Source organism: Haloarcula sp. 1CSR25-25, assembly GCF_032027985.1.
Taxonomy (GTDB): domain Archaea; phylum Halobacteriota; class Halobacteria; order Halobacteriales; family Haloarculaceae; genus Haloarcula.
In genome coordinates, this window is record NZ_JAHYBW010000012.1 from 41,267 (window position 1) to 58,547 (window position 17,281).

The following is a 17,281-nucleotide window of genomic DNA, read 5'->3' on the forward strand; positions in this document are numbered from 1 at the left end:
GCAGTATGTAATGGCCTCACCTGAGGAAGAGCCTCATAGTAGAAGTAGTGGCCCACCCGACCACGAGGACCACAAGCACGGAGAGGATTCTCACGAGCATAGCCATACACATGACCACGATCACGAGGACCAAGAGCACACCCAGCATACCGGACACGATGGCGATGATAGTGCTCTACCGCTAGATCAAGAAGACGTAGCACAGTTCTCAGTCCCGGAGATGGACTGCCCATCGTGTGCAGGAAAGGTCGAAAACAGTGTCGAAAAGCTGGACGGCATCGACAGCGTCAATCCGCAAGTGACGACGGAAACATTAATAGTATCGTACGACCACGAGAAAACGAGTCCCACCGCGATAGCTGATCAGGTTGAAAAAGCGGGATACACCGTGGAGAACACTGGCGAAGTAACCTCGAAATTCACGGTCCCAGAAATGGATTGCGCATCATGCGCGGGCAAAATCGAAAATGCCCTCAACCGGGTTGGTGGAGTGACAACATACGAGACGCAGGCGACGACCGGAACCGTCGTCGTCACGTATGATTCGTCAAGGGCCGGGGTAACTGACGTCATCGACGCGATCGAAAACGCTGGGTACGAGGTCACGGACACGACAGGTGACGAATCGGGACGTCAGGAAGCAGGCGGAGAGCGCGAGAGCATCTGGACGAGTTCGCGCGCACTCAAAACGTGGGTGAGCGGTGGATTCGTCGCCCTCGGCTTACTTTTCGAGTTCTTCTTGACCGGCCAGAATATACAAATCGCAGGTCTTCTCGGGACGGATCTACTGGTCGCTGGCGTCCTGTTTCTGATTGCAGTGGCCACCGGCGGCCAGGAGATCCTTCGCAACGGCTACTACTCGGCGCGGAATCTGAACCTCGATATCGACTTCCTGATGTCGGTGGCTATCCTCGGCGCACTCGTTGCGAGTCTTGTCTTCGGTGAGGCACTCTACTTCGAGGCCGCCACCCTCGCGTTCCTGTTCAGCATCGCGGAACTGCTGGAGCGGTACTCCATGGACCGCGCCCGGAACTCCCTCCGCGAACTAATGGATCTCTCACCGGATGAAGCAACCGTCAAGCGGAACGGGAGCACGGAGACGATTCCCGTCGACGAGGTCGCCGTGGGAGACATCGTCGTCGTCAAGCCAGGGGAGAAAATCCCGATGGACGGAAGCGTCGTCGACGGTGAGAGCGCCGTCAACCAGGCACCGATCACGGGTGAAAGCGTCCCTGTCGACAAGACGACGGGCGACGAGGTGTACGCCGGTACTATCAACGAGGAGGGGTATCTCGAGGTCGAGGTCACCTCCGAGGCCGGCGACAACACGCTCTCCCGCATCGTGGAGATGGTTGAGGACGCCCAGTCGAACAAGACCGAACGCGAACAGTTCGTCGAGCGCTTCTCGACGTACTACACGCCAGTCGTCGTCGGCTTCGCCATCCTGACGACGGTAGCAAGCCCGTACATCTTCGGCACGACCTGGTCCACGGCCGTCGTCTACGGACTGACGCTGTTGGTGTTGGCCTGTCCATGTGCGTTTGTCATCTCAACGCCTGTCTCGGTGGTGTCGGGAATTACGAGCGCCGCGAAGAACGGCGTCCTGATCAAGGGCGGGAATCACCTCGAAGCGATGGGTGCGGTCGATGTCGTCGCGTTCGACAAGACGGGAACGTTGACGAAGGGTGAGCTCACCGTCACCGACGTCGTTCCCTTGAACGGGAACTCGGAGGAGGACGTGCTCCGGTGTGCACGGGGACTCGAACAACGGAGTGAACACCCCATCGGTGAGGCGATCGTCGCCGAAGCCGGCAGCGCAGGGGTCGCCGAGCGCCAGGTCGATGACTTCGAGAGCATCACCGGGAAGGGTGTTCGTGCCGATCTCGACGGGACGCCTCACTTCGCAGGCAAACCGGGTCTGTTTGAGGAGTTAGAGTTCGACCTTTCGCACGTTCACGCGACGACCGACGGTGGCGTCGTGACACAGACAGCCCGGCAGATGTGTAACCAGAACAACTGTCTCGACCTCCTCGAAGAGACCGTCCCAGAACTCCAAGCTGAAGGCAAGACTGTCGTCCTCGTTGGGACCGAAGACGAACTCGAGGGCGTCATCGCAGTCGCCGACGAGATTCGTCCGGAGGCCAAGCGAACGGTAACGCGACTCAAGCAGCTCGGCGTCTCGCGAACGGTGATGCTGACGGGCGACAACGAGCGGACAGCCCGCGCGATTGCCGAGCAGGTCGGCGTCGACGAGTACCAGGCCGAATTACTCCCCGAACAGAAGGTCGACGCTATCGACGAACTCGTTGAGGAGTACGACGGCGTTGCGATGGTCGGGGACGGGATCAACGACGCACCGGCGCTCGCCACCGCCACAGTCGGCGTGGCGATGGGGGCTGCCGGGACTGATACCGCATTGGAGACCGCCGACATCGCCTTGATGGGTGATGACCTCGCGAAGCTCCCGTACCTCTACGAACTCGCAAACGATGCGAACGGGGTCATCCGGCAGAACATCTGGGCAAGTCTCGGTGTCAAAGCCGGGCTGGCGGTCGCAGTCCCGTTCGGATACGTCCCGATCTGGCTCGCGGTTCTCGCTGGCGACGCCGGAATGACGACGGCCGTCACCGGGAATGCGATGCGACTCTCTCGAATTACGCCGGACACAGACATCGAAACCAACAATTCGGAGGGGTAAAATGGGTGCTGAGAATGAGGGAAATGCAACATCCCATACGGAGGGAGATCAGCACGAATACCCGTTCGGACTTTCGTCTCCGCAGTTTGCCGTCCTCATTGTGCTCGTTGGGCTCATCGGTCCCGGTTTATTGGTATACACCCTCGAACAGGCAAATCTCTCTGTCGTAGCTGATCTCGTGTGGATCCTCGGCTACGGCACGACCATATTCGTTGTCTGGTTCATGTGGATCCGTCCGTTGGATATCGTCGGATCCTCTGCGCAAGACGTGTCTCTCACCGAGGAATCAGAGCAGTCCGATAAAGCAACTGAGGAAGGCGATAGCGAGCCTGCACTCTCGGACCGTACTGAATCCTCGACGGAGAATTCGACGTTGGCGACCGAAGATAGGTCGAAGGAGTCCACTCAGGGAAACCCAGAGTTCTCAGATTCGAAATAGCTCTCCCGCCAAAGTGAATGTATGACGCTCCACGAACACACACAAGAGGATACGGCAGGACACGAACACCCGTCTGAAACAAGTGGTAGCACGCGTCGGCTTGCGCTCGTCGCGGTCGTTAATTTCCTCGGGTTCGTTATCGAACTGACTGGTGGACTCCTGTTCGGGTCGGTCGCCCTCATCAGCGACGCACTCCACATGTTGTTCGATATGCTTGCGTACGCGATGGCGTTTGGCGCGAGCTACACCGCAGAACGGTTCGAGGGTGGCGAGGCATGGTCGTACGGTCTCCACCGACTGGAACCGATTGCGGCCTTCCTGAACGGCGTCTTGCTCATTCCCATGGTCGGATACATCGTCTGGGAGTCCTACCAGCGGTTTCTCGAGCCAGTCGCGATCAATCCAGAGTTGACGCTAGTCATCGCGACGGGTGGCCTGCTAGTGAACATTGGCTCCGTGTACGTGTTGCAGGGTGGTGAGATGAGCCTCAACGAACGGGGGGCGTTCTACCACCTGCTCGGTGACGCCGGTGGCTCTGTTGCGGTAATCGTCTCGACTGCCGCCGTCGCAGTGTTCGACCTCCCTATTGCAGACCCTGTGGCGGCCGTACTCATCGGGCTCCTAGTGCTTGCGTCGGCTGGGAACGTCCTCCGGGAAAGCACCTCGATCCTGCTGGAACGGAGCCCGGTGTCGTCTGAAGAACTCCGGGGTGAATTGACTACACTCGACGGCGTCGACCAGATCGAGGATCTCCACGTCTGGCAAGTCTGTAGTCAACTCACCGTCGCAACCGTCCGGCTCACCGATACGGCGACCACACTTGAGGAGCAACGGACAATCCAGTCACAGGTCCACAACCATCTCACGGATCTAGGAATCGACCACGCAACCGTCGAGCTCGTCGGATATACCGACCCCGATACCGAACCTGTCGGTACTACGAACCATTCCCACTAATGATGTCCCACACAGCATCCAGTCGAATGTTCGAGCTGTTGGATGAAACGAGTGAGAACGTCATTGCGATTCGCGTCGAGGAGGGCACGCGAACCGGATATCAAGAGCTGTACTCGCTGTTCGTCGAAAAGAGCGACCAGTACGGGCGTATCCACGTGTACGAGGAAGTTCCAAACTGGACGTTCGGGACGTTTCTCACACACCTCCACGGGGTGATTCCGGATCTACGATACGGTCCTGAGTTCGATATCGACCGGTACGCCGGAGTCGGCGATACACGATGGGCGAAACTCCTGTTCGACTGGTGGCGTGTTATCCGGCCAATCTGGCCGGTCGCGCCCGACGAGATGCGCTATTTCGACCGGACCGAGAGCGAGAAGGCACTCGTCTGGCTTTCGAAGGAAGGATAGATGGCAGGCTGGACCCTGTTTCCCCTGCTGGGAAAAGAAAATCACGCGAAGCTGGTCGGGCTACTCGGGGTGAGTGGTGTCGCCTGTGTCGCAATTGGTATAGCGGTGCTCGTTTCTCCGGTGCCCATAGCAGCCCAGATCGGATACGAGTTCTCGACTCCTGGCGGTCAAGGAGAGTTTATGACGTTCTACGGTGGGTTCTACGCCGGTATCGGGCTATTCCTGCTGGCGGCCACGCGGGCCCGATCGTTGCGTCCCGGCGCGGTGGCCTTCTTAGCCTGCTCCGCCACGATAGCGATCCCGGTCCGGGTGTACAGTCTCACTCAGTTCGAAACGACAGCCATCGTGTTCTATCAACTGTTGGCGGGTGAGATCTTGTTCGCAATCGCCGGTTGGATTGGCTGGTACTGGGTCCGCCAAGCACGGCCAGTCTCAGGAGCTGAAGGGACGGGAGGACGTGTGTGAGTGGCTTGATAGAGATACGAGCGCATACCCCCGCTTCCCGTGAGTGACGAGTGTTCCGACAGAGCGTCGGAACCGAGGAGCGAACAGGCGGGGGTTGAGCGGACAGCATAGTGTGACAATCCACCGTTCTATTGCAGGGGATTTCCCACCGTTCCCACAGATATTTTTACACGATACGACTTTAGTGTGTAACACGGATGAAGACCACACGGAACGCAACCTATAACCTCAATTACCACATAGTGTGGCTCCCGAAGTACCGCAACGCGGTACTGACGGACGAGGTTGCCGTTCGTGTGGAATCCATCCTCCACGAAATTGCCGACGAGAAGGGTTTGGACATTCAAAACCTGACTGTTCAGCCCGACCACGTTCACCTGTTCGTCAGTAGCCCGCCTAAACACAGCCCATCACTGCTCGCCAACTGGTTCAAAGGAATTTCCTCACGGAAATACAACCACCGCCACGCCGACCACGACGGCGAGAAAATCCGGTGGGCACGCGGCTACTACGCTGGCACAGCCGGGCACGTCTCCAGCGAAACTGTCGAGAACTACATCAACCGACACAAGGAGGCCGAAGCGTGACCGAACTCACGAAAACGCTTGAACTGAAGCTTGTGGACCCGAACGTCCACAAGCGACAGAAGCTTCGTGAGACAAAAGACGCGTACCAGCAGGCACTTCAAGCCGCCTTCGCCGCTGGCTGTGCCACACAGTCAGCGGCCAACGACGTGGTTGTCGAGTACGACCTGAGCGGCTACGCAAAAAACGCTCTCAAAAAGTACGTCCCACAACTGCACAACAGCTACGACGCCAACGAGCTTCACGACGACCACCCGGTGCGGTTCACCAATGAGGGACTGCAACTTGACCACCAGCCACAGAACGCTATCGAGTGGTACGTCAAAATCCCGCACCACGAGGATTACCACCTCTGGATTCCAGCACGCGCCAACCCCGAACAGCGGGAGTGGCTCGAAGCGGTGTACGCAGACGACGCCGAGATGGGTGAGAGTCGGCTGTTCGAGCGGGATGGAACGTGGTATCTCCACGTCACCGCTACCCGTGACGTGGAGGACCAATCTGAGGCGTCCGCCGACGAGCGGACGCCGGTTGGTGTGGACATCGGAGAAGCGAGTCTCGTCACGGTGTGTCACCGCGACGAGAGCGGTTCCCCTGTTCGCCCTCGACTGTGGGCCGACGACGGCAAAGCCGTTCGTCGGCTCCGCAAAACCTACTTCACCGCCAAGCGACGGCTTCAGAAGCGTGGCAGTGAGCGAATCGCAGAGTCCTACGGTGACGCACTGTGGGACCAGATTGAGGATGTGTTCCACCGTGTGACCAGCGAGGTCGTGGAGTACGCCGAATCTGTCGAGAACCCAGTTCTGGTGCTGGAAGACTTGACGTACATCCGCGAGAACATGGACTACGGCGAGTACATGAATCGACGGTTGCACGGGTGGGGCTTTGCGAAGCTCCACGCACAGATTCGCTACAAAGCCGCCCAAAGGGGGATTCCCGTCGAGACGGTGAATCCCCGGAACACGTCGAAGGCGTGCCACGCCTGCGGTGAACACGGCTACCGGCCACGACAGGCGACGTTCCGATGCTCGAACGACGGCTGCTGGGTCGGTGAGTATCAAGCCGACGTGAACGGGGCGATAAACATTGCAGACCGCTACCGTAGTGGAGAGAGTCACCACCGAAGCGACCGGGTTTCCCGGCAGAAGGCCGGTGACGATGACTCGGCTACGGATGGGGCCTCTTTGACCGGGCCACAAGACAGCCACGCCGATGCTGAAACCCAGCAGACGACGCTTGGAACGTATGCGTCTTGAAACCAACGGGCCGTTACACTTGGCCTGAAATCCCGTGGTGGGATTCCTCCGCCACGCGGAGGAGGAGGTCAAGCATTAGCTAAATTCTCGTTCAGGGTTAGTTCCCGGGATCAGCCGCAGAGTTGGGTTTTGAGACAATCATTGTTGTATGTAGAGAGAGTACATAATGACCGCGAGGCCAACAGCGACGAACACGCTATTAGCGAGTACACCAGTTTCCAACGAGACGGAAAAGAACTGATTAGCCACCCCAGTCAGGATTGCCCCGAGTGTAATGATACCGAACCCGACACCAAGGACGCGTAGCGATTCCGCACCTGTACGTCGATAGGCTTTAAATGCGATGTAGGTAATCCCGCCGCCGAGAAGCAGGATCACAAACTTGACAACTGCAATTGCCGTGATGACGCTGTTCATACTTCGTCCCCCATCATCGACCAGAGATCTGCAAGCCGTTCGTCGGTAGACTGCGGTGGCCGATCAACACTCACCGAAAACGCGCCTGTGTCGTCCATAGAGATCGTGACGTCCTCGAACGATCGCTCGTAGTAAGTAACCCGTCCACCGCCGGGGTTGATCGTCTCCTGTTCTCGAACGAGGGAAGCAGAACGGAGGAGTTCTAATTTTCGATACAGCGTCGACTTGGTGATGTCACATGCGTCAAGGAGTTCGTTCGCAGTCATTGGTTCGATAGTCTCCCGGAGAATAGCCCGACACGCGGGATCATCCAGCGCATCAAGGACATCCTGTACCTCCGGAGTGTCCTCGGACGACACTGAATTACTCCCCATTATTCGATAATACGTGGTCCTCGGGATATGGTGTCCGATTGTTGGAGAGGCATCCCATCGGTCCCACAAATGCAGCCGAGAGCGTGGTTCCAGAGTCATGACGACCGATCCATCGAAATAGTGGAGACATGGTGACACAGTTGTGGAGCGGTTATGAATCGTGCCGAATCTCGAGTCGTTGTTCGCCCGCGTCGGTAACCTCGTAGAGACCGTTGCTGATCGGAGCAATATATCCCTGACTATGGAGGTGAGTACACGCTTGATCGATGGTGATCGGATGTCCATCGACAGCGTTAGTGATCTCCGTTCTGTGGCAAGGTGACTCCTCAACGAGCAACTCCAATACCTCGAACTCGATCTGTATTGAGAGCTCGCTCATGGTGCCGATTGTGTTATGAGCCACTCAGTGGCCGTATTTCGCCCGGCAAGGATCATCTGTTCAGTCATGCTCTTCGTAGACTTCAAGAAGCTCTTGGTATCGATTCCGGATTGTGACACGACCGACGCGGGCGACATCACTCACTTCCTCTTGTGTGAGTTGCTCGTTCGTGAGGTATGTCGCAGCGTACAGAGCGGCAGCCGCCAACCCGGCTGGACTCTTTCCACTGTGGATGGCATTATCTGTAGCTACCTCAAGTAATTCCCGAGAGCGCCGTTCTGCTTCGTCACTCACATCAAGCGATGACGCGAATTGTGGAATATATTGGATTGGATCCTCTGGCTTGATCTCCAACCCAAGTTCTCGGGACAGGTATCGGTAGGCTCGCTGAATTCGAATTTTCTCGACACGGCTCACGTCGGCGAACTCAGTCAGGGGCCGTGGCATTCCGTGCTGTCGAGCAGCCGCGTACAACGACGCTGTGGACATTCCCTCAATCGAGCGACCAGGGAGCAGATTCTCCTCTACAGCACGCCGGTACAGGGCGCCTGCAGTTTCCCGAACCGATTCCGGAAGTCCCAGAGCGGATGCCATGCGACTGATCTCCCCCAAGGCTTGCTTAAGATTCCGCTCGTGGGCATCCTTCGTCCGGAACCGCTCGTCCCACGTCCGGAGGCGCTGTAATTGTGCACGTTTGCGGCTGGAGACAGCCTGGCCGTGTGCGTCCTTGTCCTGCCAGCCGATAGTCGTGCTTAACCCCCTGTCATGCATCAGCTGCGTCGTCGGGGCACCGACCCGACTTTTTTCATCGCGTTCCTCGGAGGTAAATGCACGCCATTCTGGGCCGTGGTCGATTCGATCGTCTTCAAAAACCAACCCACAGCTTTCGCAGGTCGCCTCACCGTTGTCACTGTTCCGGGTAATATGACCTTGACACTCGGGACAGGTGCTGTAATTGGCAGACTGTACGTCATGGTCTCTTTCATCTGTCGACTGTTCCGAGGTATGTTCTTGAGTCATCATACTATCGGCGTATAGGGGTTTCCCTACAAACCGTGGGTCTTCTTAACAGTGCCGAGGGACGGCTCCTCAATGAATAGCAGGCGGTGTCCCACTCGCTGGGAATCCGGCCTAACACTTTGTCTCCAAGACATCAACTCGTCACACCGCCAGTTAGCGTCCCTACCCAATATTATGTCTCAAGTCCGACTCCGCTGGCACGACGTACGAACCACGATTTCACAGATTCCGGTTGAGTACAGGCATATCGCCGGTTTCACGCTACTAGTGACGTACATCGTAATGCTTCTCGGCGCCTACACCAGTGCAATCGGTGCTGGACTTTCCTGTCCCGATTGGCCGACCTGCTACGGGACGTGGGTTCCCTTCCTTCAACCCGAGATCATTGCTAACTCGCCATACTCTGCACTCCAAATCTTCGCAGAGTGGGCTCACCGTGGACTGGCGATGACGGCCGGGGTTCTGATCGTCGGCACGACTTTGGGAGCGTGGGTGACACACCGGAATACTCCGATTGTCAAATGGTCGGCCACGGCTGCTCTTGTCCTGCTTCCGTTACAGGTTATCCTCGGAGGACTGACCGTCACGGAAAATCTCCAACCGATCATCGTGACGACTCATCTCGGCGTGGCAATTCTTATTCTCCTCTGTCTCCTGACGACCTTCCTTGTCGGATATCTCCGCCGCTAATGACAACTTGAGAATGAAAAATACCTCAGAGACCGACAATTCAACTCACTATGAGAATGGAACACGAAGCCTATGAATTTGCCACCAGGAGTAGTGATCACGAATGAGTGCCCATACCTGCCCGATCTGTACAGATCAATTCGAAACAGTTGGAGCAGCGCGTGATCATACATGGAGCGCTCACAGCGCCTGCCACTATTGTGGTGAACAACTCGGTGACGAAACTGACGAGCAGCTCTACAGACACTGGCTCGCCGCGCATCCCGACGACCTCTCACGTGTGGACTACAAACGGGCGGATACAGCCGTTGATTCACTCACTTTCTCAGAGCGGCTCTCTGAGAGAGGTGGCGGAGCTGCTGTCGGAGGATTGACCCGCCGACAACTTCTCCTCGCCGGTGGTGGTGCCGCCACTGCCAGTGTCGTGATCGGCGCCACCGCTCTCTCTACCAATACGAGTCCTGAACCGGATGACGGCGCGAATACTGGAGGTGATGTGGGTGCCGTTACCACTGCTTCAATTCCTGAAACGCCGGGCGAATTCCGGTATGCGACGATGGGGTCCGCTGATGCTAATATCACGGTCACGTACTTCGGGAGCTGGAAGTGTCCGTACTGCGCCCAGTTCAGTACGGGGATGCTCTCACAACTCGTGACGGACTACGTGGAATCAGGAACAATCGCGCTCGAGTTCCGCAATCTCGCATATATCGGTGGCGACCCGTTTTTGGGCCCCGATGCACCCGCAGCCGGGCAGGCCGGATTAGCCGTTTGGAACACTGACCCAGCCTCGTACTGGGGGTTTCACGAATACGTGTTCCGGAATCAGCCACCCGAGAGCGACCAGTGGGCGACCGCCGAGAGATTGGTCGAGTTTGCTCAGGCCGCAAGCGTCTCGGAGACTGCGTCGATCCGCAGGGCGATCCAAGAAAAGCAGTACGACGACGCGCTGCGGGCGACTGACAGGGCTGCGAGCGATTCCGGTGTTGACGCCACACCCACACTCCTCATCAATGGCACGACGATCAATCCACTCGGAAACGAAGAGCGAACAAGACAGTTGATCGAAGATGCAACTGGATCAAACTGAATCATGGATGTCCGACGGTCGATTCTGGCTTGTAGGCGGGGCAACCGTCGCGACGGTTGCGACCTTGGGAAGCCTCTGGTTCAGTCTCGGCCTCGGTCTCCTTCCGTGTACCCTCTGCTGGTACCAACGTATCCTCATGTATCCGCTCGTCGTCATTCTCGGTGTTGCTGCCCTCGAGAGTCACAACACAGTCTGGCGAACGGTCATTCCACTAACCGTAGTGGGCGCTTCAATCGCGGGATATCACTCCGTACTCCAAGCAACGACGGCCTCATGCACCTTTGCTGGCCCCTGTGCAGTCGTCCAGTGGCAGGCTCCGGTGCTCGGACTTACGATTCCGAATCTCTCACTCATCGCGTTCGTGCTCGTGACGATTACAGTCCTCGCTGGATCCAACCTCGTCGAACCTGAACGTCAACCATGAACAAAATCACTACCACAGAAAGTCTTGGAATGAAGAGCACCGAAATGGACCTATCAAAGCCAACTTGTAGGGTAGAGCCTATAATTTCATTTGATTGATGTCGCCGACAACTCCCTTCCGGTCTGTTGCCTCTGCAATTGGCCTCACGTATGGGTCGTACGTCGTAGGAAGTATGCTACTCCTTGCGGTTGTAACGGTCATCGGGTTGTTCGGAATCGACCTCGCGTCGCGCCCAGCCCTCAGACTGGTTGTGGGTACGTTCTTCCTCCAAGGAGTGACGTTTGGGGGCATTGCTGTCCTCTATCTCAAAGGCCGTGGTCTCGGATTGGGATTCGTCCCAGTTCGTCTCCCTGACAAGCGTGATGGGGCGGTGATTATCGGGGGGAGTATAGCGATCCTGGGGTTACTCTTTGTGGCGTCCGCAGTAATCACGGCCCTCGGTCTGAACTCGGCTGAGAATCAGATCGTCGAAGTCGGGCGACAAAATCCGAGTGTATTCCTTCTTCTGATCCCTCTCCAATTCCTGTTGGTCGGTCCGGGGGAAGAACTGTTATTTCGGGGCCTCGTACAGGGCACCCTACGTGAAAGTCTCCATCCGGCTCGTGCAATCATCCTCGCAAGCGCTCTGTTCGCATCAATCCATCTCTTCTCGTTGTCAGGGGAAGGCAAACTGGTGTACATCGGTATCGCATTCGTCCTGGCCTTAGTACTGGGAGCAGCGTACGAGTACACGGACAACCTCACAGTGCCGGCTGTGATTCACGGGACGTATAACGCGGTGCAGTTCGCAGGGGCCTATCTGACGGCGACGGGCGGACTCTGAAAATCTGACCACTTTATCGCCCCAACTTTGAACTCCTAACGGCGAACAAGTATAGGTGAAAAGCCGCCATCTTCATTCGCCTTGTGCCGAACATATCCACGCGCTGTCCCGTGAATTGGGACACCGCAGTCATCCTATGTTTAGTCCAACCAAAATGCCGAGTGTATCATGACTACACGTTTCGGCGCACCCGGAACCGGACTGTCCCGGCGTGAGTTTCTCGCGGCAACTGGTGCGACAGGTATCGCTTCGTTAGCAGGCTGTTCTGTGGGCGGCACCAACGAGCCAGCAGTAACGAGCGATACGCCCACGCAGGCACAAACTGACTCGCCTGATCTCCCCTACACCAGCCCTCCAACAGTCGTCAACGTCGACGAACAGGGCGGCGAAGTGACGATGCGGACTCAGCAGGCCCGCCACGCCGTCCACCCGCTCGATACAATGGGTGGGCCCGTGGAATTCCCACGCGTCTGGGCGTTCCAGGCCGACGACAACGACCCCAGCGTCCCCGGCCCAATTCTCAGAACGACCGAGGGTAACGCGATGGAGGTGACACTCGACAACACCGATGGTCGACGTCCCCACACGATTCACTTCCACGGGGTTCGCAAGACGTGGGAGAACGATGGCGTCCCGACGACGACCGGCATTCAGGTCCCGCCAGGGGAGACACACACCTACGAGATTCCCGCGAACGTCCCTGGAACGCATTTCTACCATTGTCACTTCCAGACCCACCGGCATATCGACATGGGCATGTACGGGATCTACCGAGTCGATCCCGAGGGCTACGAACCGGCGGACCGCGAATACTTTATGACGATCAAGGACTGGGATTCGCGGGTTCCACGGAAGTGGGCCGGTGAGGCGGACTTCACCTACAATTCGGCCAGTCGCAATCCAGACGTGTTCACCGTCAACGGGAAGAGCGCGCCCCGGACGCTGCACCCCGAGGAAGGGTCGCCGATCATCGTCGACGAGGGCGACTCGGTTCGCATCCACCTCGTCAACGGCGGGTACATGTCGCACCCGATGCACATCCATAACCACCGCTTCCAGCGTGTCGAAAAGGACGGCGGGACGATTCCGGAGGCTGCCCGACACGACATGGACGTCACGAACGTTGCCCCTGCTGAACGACACACGATCGAATTTACTGCCGATGCTGATCCCGGTATCTACTTGATGCACTGCCACAAGGTCAACCACGTGATGAACGGCACGTTCTATCCTGGTGGGATGCTCACCGGCGTGGTCTATCGGTCCGTCATGGATACGGACATCTTCAACCAGCTTATGGAGTACGCCGGCTACACCGCGTAGAGACGTTCTATACGACAACCAAGACTGGATCTAACTGAACGATAGTGGTTAACCGCCCCTGGTGGACTCCTGTTGGTTCGACACCGTCCCGCTGAAACAGCCGTCGGTGGGACTGCGAACCGGTCATCGAAATAAATCTGAATCAACACCAGCTGGGGGCTAGCATGGACCGAAACCCAGCGAATTTCGGCGACTGGGTCGGCCTGTTACGGACTGGCGCGGAACTCGCCGTGTTTCATTCCGAAGAAGAACGCGATGACTGAGAAGACGATCATCGAGGGCAGAACCATCATGAAAACTGTTGAGGAGGTCATCACGGTCGTGAGCGCAATCGCCGCGATGGCGACAATTACGACGAGGGGAGCCACCGAGCGCACAAAGTCGAATTCCATGTGTACTGTTGTGACCGGATAGACAAAACCGTTAACAAAGTAGATTTGCTGGAAACCGGCACTGACGACTGAGTAGGAGGTGAAAGAGGGAACTACTCATATTGGGAAATGATTTCCAAGATATCGACAAACGTCGTCAATACCGGATAATCAACCTCCAGATCCTCATAGAGATATGAACAGAGATCAGTGTAGGCATCCGCATCTGCTGACCGATCGATTCGATGAGCGTGGATTTCCTCCTGCCGTTGCTGGATCCAGCTCTGACATTTATCATTCAACGTGTGAAGGGTGTCGTATCGGTCGATCAGTTCAGTATCTGAGAGGCCCTGTAATTCCGTCGAATCAAGTTCTGCTATCGCCTCTCGAATTTCCTGAACTGTGGATTTCGCGTCTTTGAGCGTGGTGAATTCGTCTTGGAGAGTTTCTAGAAAGACCCGCCGGTTGTCAATACACTGCTGTGTGGCCTTGAGGAGTCGTTGTTTGATGAGCGGTGAGAACGTAGTCGCTTCTGAGATCAGAAGCAACACATCGACCCCGAATTCGGCACTGAGGCTCGCCTCGAACGAACCACCGTACACATCGCCGTAGTGGTCGACCGCCATCACAGTATCATGATACCAAGGCTCGATGGCATCACGGATCGACTTCTCTTCGGATGTAAAGTTCTGATTCACTCCAACAACGGACCGTTCGAACCGAGGAGTCTGTGTGTCGACTGTCTGAATACGCTGGCGAAACCGTTGGAATGCTCGACATTCGCGTTCGACCTCGCGTCGTTCTCGCCGAACACTATCGAGGGCAGCATCCGTGTATGTCGGCCACGAGCCTTGTGCGAGCGTCATCGACAGCGTATGTCTCCATACTGGAAGTCCGAAGCAGAGTCAATGTCGGCCATATGGTGTACAAGCGATTCCAGAGTGCACAGCTCGCAGTATACGCGGCCGCCTACCCGGAGAACGAACTGTACGAGACGCTGCCTTGATCGACGATGGTCTGGCTTTCGGGAACGTCTCCGTCCGGCGGCATACTCTCCTCCGCGGGACCGCCGGGTTCGCCGACGACGATCCGGCCGACCATCCCCAGGGTCTTGTGCGGGATACAGAAGTAATCGTACGTCCCCGTGGTCCCGAACGTGTGCTCGTACGTTGCGCCCTGTTCACTCAGCGTTTCGCTATTGAACGTTTCTGCGCTTTCAGGAATCCGGGTAACAGATGCTGTGCTCGTTCCCTCTTTGTAGGCGGTTGCCGAGTGGCTCCCACTCTGGATTTCGAACGTTACAGTTTCCCCGGGTTGGATGAACAGGCCGATAGGATCGAAATAATACTCGCTCCCTTCGGTGACCATCATAACCGTATTCGAGTCTCCTGACCCACCACCTGTCTCCTGCGTCTGAGTTGCGGTCGGCTCACCGCCACTATCTCCGTTCTCCGAACTACTGCATCCGGCAAGACTAGTTACGCCACCTGTCGCGAGAATTCCAGCCGTCTTGAGAATCTTTCGACGCTCCATACCACGGTATCAAAGCCCCCATGATAAGAGGAAAGGGCGGATTCCCATTAAGTAGAACACCGGTCGTATTTCAAATACTGAGGCCCCAAGTTAGAAATGCTCCGTTGGTATAGCTCGGCCAATCATCTTGGCAACTCACACCGAGGACCGAGGTTCAAATCCTCGACGGAACATCCCTGATGCATTTCAATACTCTTCTCATAATCCGTACAGATGGCTACCGCACAACAAGGAACCGAGGGAAACATTTTGACCCGCTATACCGCCGTAGAGATCGGGACAAGCACCAGTCCGTATCTGGTTGTTCTTGCCATCGCATCGGTAGTATACAGTTGGCCACTAACCGTACTCGGCTGGTGTGTATCCGGCTTGCTCGGACTTCTTGTCGCAGTAGCTTCCGGCCGGACATCGGCGATCAAGCTTAGTCTCATCAAGTGGCCCCGGCCTGAGGCGAGAGGCGATTTAGCGGTGAATGCCATCGCATACAACGGCGTCTTGATTATTGGAACCGTACTTGCACAGATCGTATGGACGGCCTCGAATAGTCTCCTACTCGCTGCAGGGGTTGGAGCCGTTCTTCCGATCTGGTTCCTCAAACATATACAGTTCCTCGTTTTTCTGGATGACGAGTGAATTCACCGTGCTGGTCATACCTTTACACGAGGATGATTTTACATCCAACATGATACAACGACGGACAAATTCAGAATATCGAAAATGAATCAGTCAGGTAGAAGTGGCTCCTTGCCTAAGACAGAATAATGTCACCGGAAGAGTGTCAACCACGGAATGGACCTCCCTCTGGACAGACCTCTCGGATCGGGTCAGTTCGGTTACCCTCTGTATTTCTCGTCGCGATCGTTACGCTCACTCAAGTCCCTATTGCGTCCGCTCACGGTACAACCGGAAGCGGTGGAATCTCGCAAGGACACGGTGTTATTCTTGGTCTCGTCGGTGTCGCTATTCTCGGCGGATTCATCCTGCTCAAACGGACAGATCGGATCACTGCGACGGCGGCGCTTTACGGCGTATTTGTCGGAATCACAATCACTGCGCTTGGAGCCGTGCTCTTCGAAGGGCTCTCTCCGGATCCGACATATACTGCGCGCTCAATGCCGTTCCCTCGATCCTGGTATCAACCACTGGCACTGCTGAGTGGCTTAGGCATCGTTGCTGTGAGCTTCGTCATTGGACGACTCCGCTGGCCATCTCGCCCTCGGTACACGTTTCTCGGCATCCTCATGGGATTTTGGATCGCATACCCCTACCTTCTTCCTGGACCGGCAAGCGATACACATCCACTCGGGTACGCCATTGTCCTCGGCACGCCAATCTTGGTCGGTTATGTCGTTTGGAAGGATGCAGGAAGCGTTATTCGCGCAGTCATGCGTGATCCGGTTGCACGTCGCTTCGGAATCGGCGTTGGTGTCGTGTTAGCGCTCTTTTTCGTTTCCGTGACGGGGTACCTCTCGTTTTTCCCCGACGAAGGCTTTCCCGAGAAGGTGACGGTCGTCGTTCTGCCCGCAATCTATCAGTTGATGTCGTGGCCGACGCTCGAAATCGCGATTCCCCATCTCCCGTTCATACATATCCCGTTCTTCCTGGCCGTGTCACCCGGCCAAGTCATAGTCGTCGGGACGCTGAGCGCACTCATCGGATTGAACGCTGCCCTTATCGCCCGTCACTGGCGCGTTAAAGAACGAGCTGGTATGACCGAAGGAACCGCCGGGAGTGCTGCAATCGTCGGGACGTGTACTTGTGGCTGCTGTGGGCCACTCGTCGCAAAGATTGCGGTGCTTGCTGCCGGACCATCGATTGCCGCCCCCCTCTACTGGGTGTTCGTCGATTCGGCATCGCCGCTCAGTGCAGTATTCATCGTTGGGAGCTTCGTCCTCTTCACTGGGAGTCTGATCTACTCGGTTCAAACAGCCCGACAGCCCGATCAATCGGCCGCCATCATCCCCGCCGACTGAGGTGAGGTATCTACCGTAACACGGTACTCGGAATGGACGAATGGGTCAAGATATG

20 protein-coding genes are annotated in these 17,281 nt (G+C 56.8%); 14 read left to right on the forward strand and 6 right to left on the reverse strand.

What is annotated here, in order from left to right; all coding sequences use genetic code 11:
* Window positions 1-10 precede the first annotated feature (10 nt).
* From KZ498_RS22825 to KZ498_RS22855, 7 genes are all read left to right on the forward strand, one after another.
* Window positions 11-2,698, forward strand: coding sequence for a heavy metal translocating P-type ATPase (locus KZ498_RS22825; protein WP_312621857.1), 2,688 nt, complete (start codon window positions 11-13; stop codon window positions 2,696-2,698).
* A gap of 1 nt (window position 2,699) precedes the next feature.
* Entirely contained in the window at window positions 2,700-3,137 is a 438-nt protein-coding gene (locus KZ498_RS22830) for a hypothetical protein (protein ID WP_312621859.1), read from the forward strand.
* A gap of 21 nt (window positions 3,138-3,158) precedes the next feature.
* Window positions 3,159-4,094, forward strand: a complete 936-nt coding sequence (locus tag KZ498_RS22835) for a cation diffusion facilitator family transporter (RefSeq protein WP_312621860.1) — start codon at window positions 3,159-3,161, stop codon at window positions 4,092-4,094.
* A gap of 26 nt (window positions 4,095-4,120) precedes the next feature.
* Complete coding sequence (locus KZ498_RS22840) at window positions 4,121-4,504, forward strand: STAS/SEC14 domain-containing protein (protein WP_312621861.1); 384 nt, start codon at window positions 4,121-4,123, stop codon at window positions 4,502-4,504.
* Window positions 4,505-4,969 (forward strand): DUF4345 family protein, encoded by a 465-nt coding sequence (locus KZ498_RS22845; RefSeq protein WP_312621862.1) that lies wholly within the window; start codon window positions 4,505-4,507, stop codon window positions 4,967-4,969.
* Between the two features lie 197 nt (window positions 4,970-5,166).
* On the forward strand, window positions 5,167-5,556 hold the full coding sequence (gene tnpA, locus KZ498_RS22850; RefSeq protein WP_312621863.1) for an IS200/IS605 family transposase: 390 nt from the start codon (window positions 5,167-5,169) through the stop codon (window positions 5,554-5,556).
* Window positions 5,553-6,809 (forward strand): transposase, encoded by a 1,257-nt coding sequence (locus KZ498_RS22855; RefSeq protein WP_312621864.1) that lies wholly within the window; start codon window positions 5,553-5,555, stop codon window positions 6,807-6,809. The genes tnpA and KZ498_RS22855 overlap by 4 nt, the downstream gene beginning before the upstream one ends.
* 138 nt (window positions 6,810-6,947) lie before the next feature.
* On the opposite strand, the gene KZ498_RS22860 is transcribed toward KZ498_RS22855, so the two are convergent.
* From KZ498_RS22860 to KZ498_RS22870, 3 genes are all read right to left on the reverse strand, one after another.
* Window positions 6,948-7,226 carry a hypothetical protein gene (locus KZ498_RS22860; protein WP_312621866.1) on the reverse strand — a complete coding sequence of 93 codons (279 nt, stop codon included), beginning with the start codon at window positions 7,224-7,226 and terminating at the stop codon, window positions 6,948-6,950.
* Window positions 7,223-7,600 (reverse strand): helix-turn-helix domain-containing protein, encoded by a 378-nt coding sequence (locus KZ498_RS22865; RefSeq protein WP_312621867.1) that lies wholly within the window; start codon window positions 7,598-7,600, stop codon window positions 7,223-7,225. Before KZ498_RS22865 ends, KZ498_RS22860 begins: the two co-directional genes overlap by 4 nt.
* A 439-nt stretch (window positions 7,601-8,039) precedes the next feature.
* Complete coding sequence (locus tag KZ498_RS22870; RefSeq protein ID WP_396276183.1) at window positions 8,040-9,002, reverse strand: transcription initiation factor IIB family protein; 963 nt, start codon at window positions 9,000-9,002, stop codon at window positions 8,040-8,042.
* 171 nt (window positions 9,003-9,173) lie between these two features.
* On the opposite strand from KZ498_RS22870, the gene KZ498_RS22875 reads away from it, so the two are divergent.
* From KZ498_RS22875 to KZ498_RS22895, 5 genes are all read left to right on the forward strand, one after another.
* Complete coding sequence (locus tag KZ498_RS22875) at window positions 9,174-9,689, forward strand: COX15/CtaA family protein (RefSeq protein WP_312621868.1); 516 nt, start codon at window positions 9,174-9,176, stop codon at window positions 9,687-9,689.
* Window positions 9,690-9,792: 103 nt separating this feature from the next.
* A complete protein-coding gene (locus KZ498_RS22880; RefSeq protein ID WP_312621870.1) occupies window positions 9,793-10,779 on the forward strand; it encodes a thioredoxin domain-containing protein in 987 nt (328 codons plus the stop codon).
* Window positions 10,760-11,203 (forward strand): disulfide bond formation protein B, encoded by a 444-nt coding sequence (locus KZ498_RS22885; RefSeq protein WP_396276184.1) that lies wholly within the window; start codon window positions 10,760-10,762, stop codon window positions 11,201-11,203. Before KZ498_RS22880 ends, KZ498_RS22885 begins: the two co-directional genes overlap by 20 nt.
* A 172-nt stretch (window positions 11,204-11,375) precedes the next feature.
* Entirely contained in the window at window positions 11,376-12,026 is a 651-nt protein-coding gene (locus tag KZ498_RS22890) for a type II CAAX endopeptidase family protein (RefSeq protein WP_312621873.1), read from the forward strand.
* 168 nt (window positions 12,027-12,194) lie between these two features.
* Window positions 12,195-13,349 carry a multicopper oxidase domain-containing protein gene (locus KZ498_RS22895; RefSeq protein ID WP_312621875.1) on the forward strand — a complete coding sequence of 385 codons (1,155 nt, stop codon included), beginning with the start codon at window positions 12,195-12,197 and terminating at the stop codon, window positions 13,347-13,349.
* A 206-nt stretch (window positions 13,350-13,555) separates the two neighbouring features.
* Here the strand turns inward: KZ498_RS22895 and KZ498_RS22900 are convergent, their stop codons facing one another.
* The 3 genes from KZ498_RS22900 to KZ498_RS22910 all read right to left on the reverse strand — a co-directional run bounded on the left by KZ498_RS22900 (window position 13,556) and on the right by KZ498_RS22910 (window position 15,091).
* Window positions 13,556-13,741, reverse strand: a complete 186-nt coding sequence (locus KZ498_RS22900; protein ID WP_103428016.1) for a hypothetical protein — start codon at window positions 13,739-13,741, stop codon at window positions 13,556-13,558.
* Between the two features lie 92 nt (window positions 13,742-13,833).
* Complete coding sequence (locus KZ498_RS22905; RefSeq protein WP_312621879.1) at window positions 13,834-14,586, reverse strand: hypothetical protein; 753 nt, start codon at window positions 14,584-14,586, stop codon at window positions 13,834-13,836.
* Window positions 14,587-14,689: 103 nt separating this feature from the next.
* On the reverse strand, window positions 14,690-15,091 hold the full coding sequence (locus tag KZ498_RS22910; RefSeq protein ID WP_312621881.1) for a plastocyanin/azurin family copper-binding protein: 402 nt from the start codon (window positions 15,089-15,091) through the stop codon (window positions 14,690-14,692).
* Between the two features lie 375 nt (window positions 15,092-15,466).
* Between KZ498_RS22910 and KZ498_RS22915 the strand changes: the two genes are divergently transcribed.
* On the forward strand, window positions 15,467-15,886 hold the full coding sequence (locus tag KZ498_RS22915; RefSeq protein ID WP_312621883.1) for a hypothetical protein: 420 nt from the start codon (window positions 15,467-15,469) through the stop codon (window positions 15,884-15,886).
* Between the two features lie 752 nt (window positions 15,887-16,638).
* Entirely contained in the window at window positions 16,639-17,226 is a 588-nt protein-coding gene (locus KZ498_RS22920; RefSeq protein ID WP_312621885.1) for a hypothetical protein, read from the forward strand.
* Window positions 17,227-17,281: the final 55 nt, after the last annotated feature.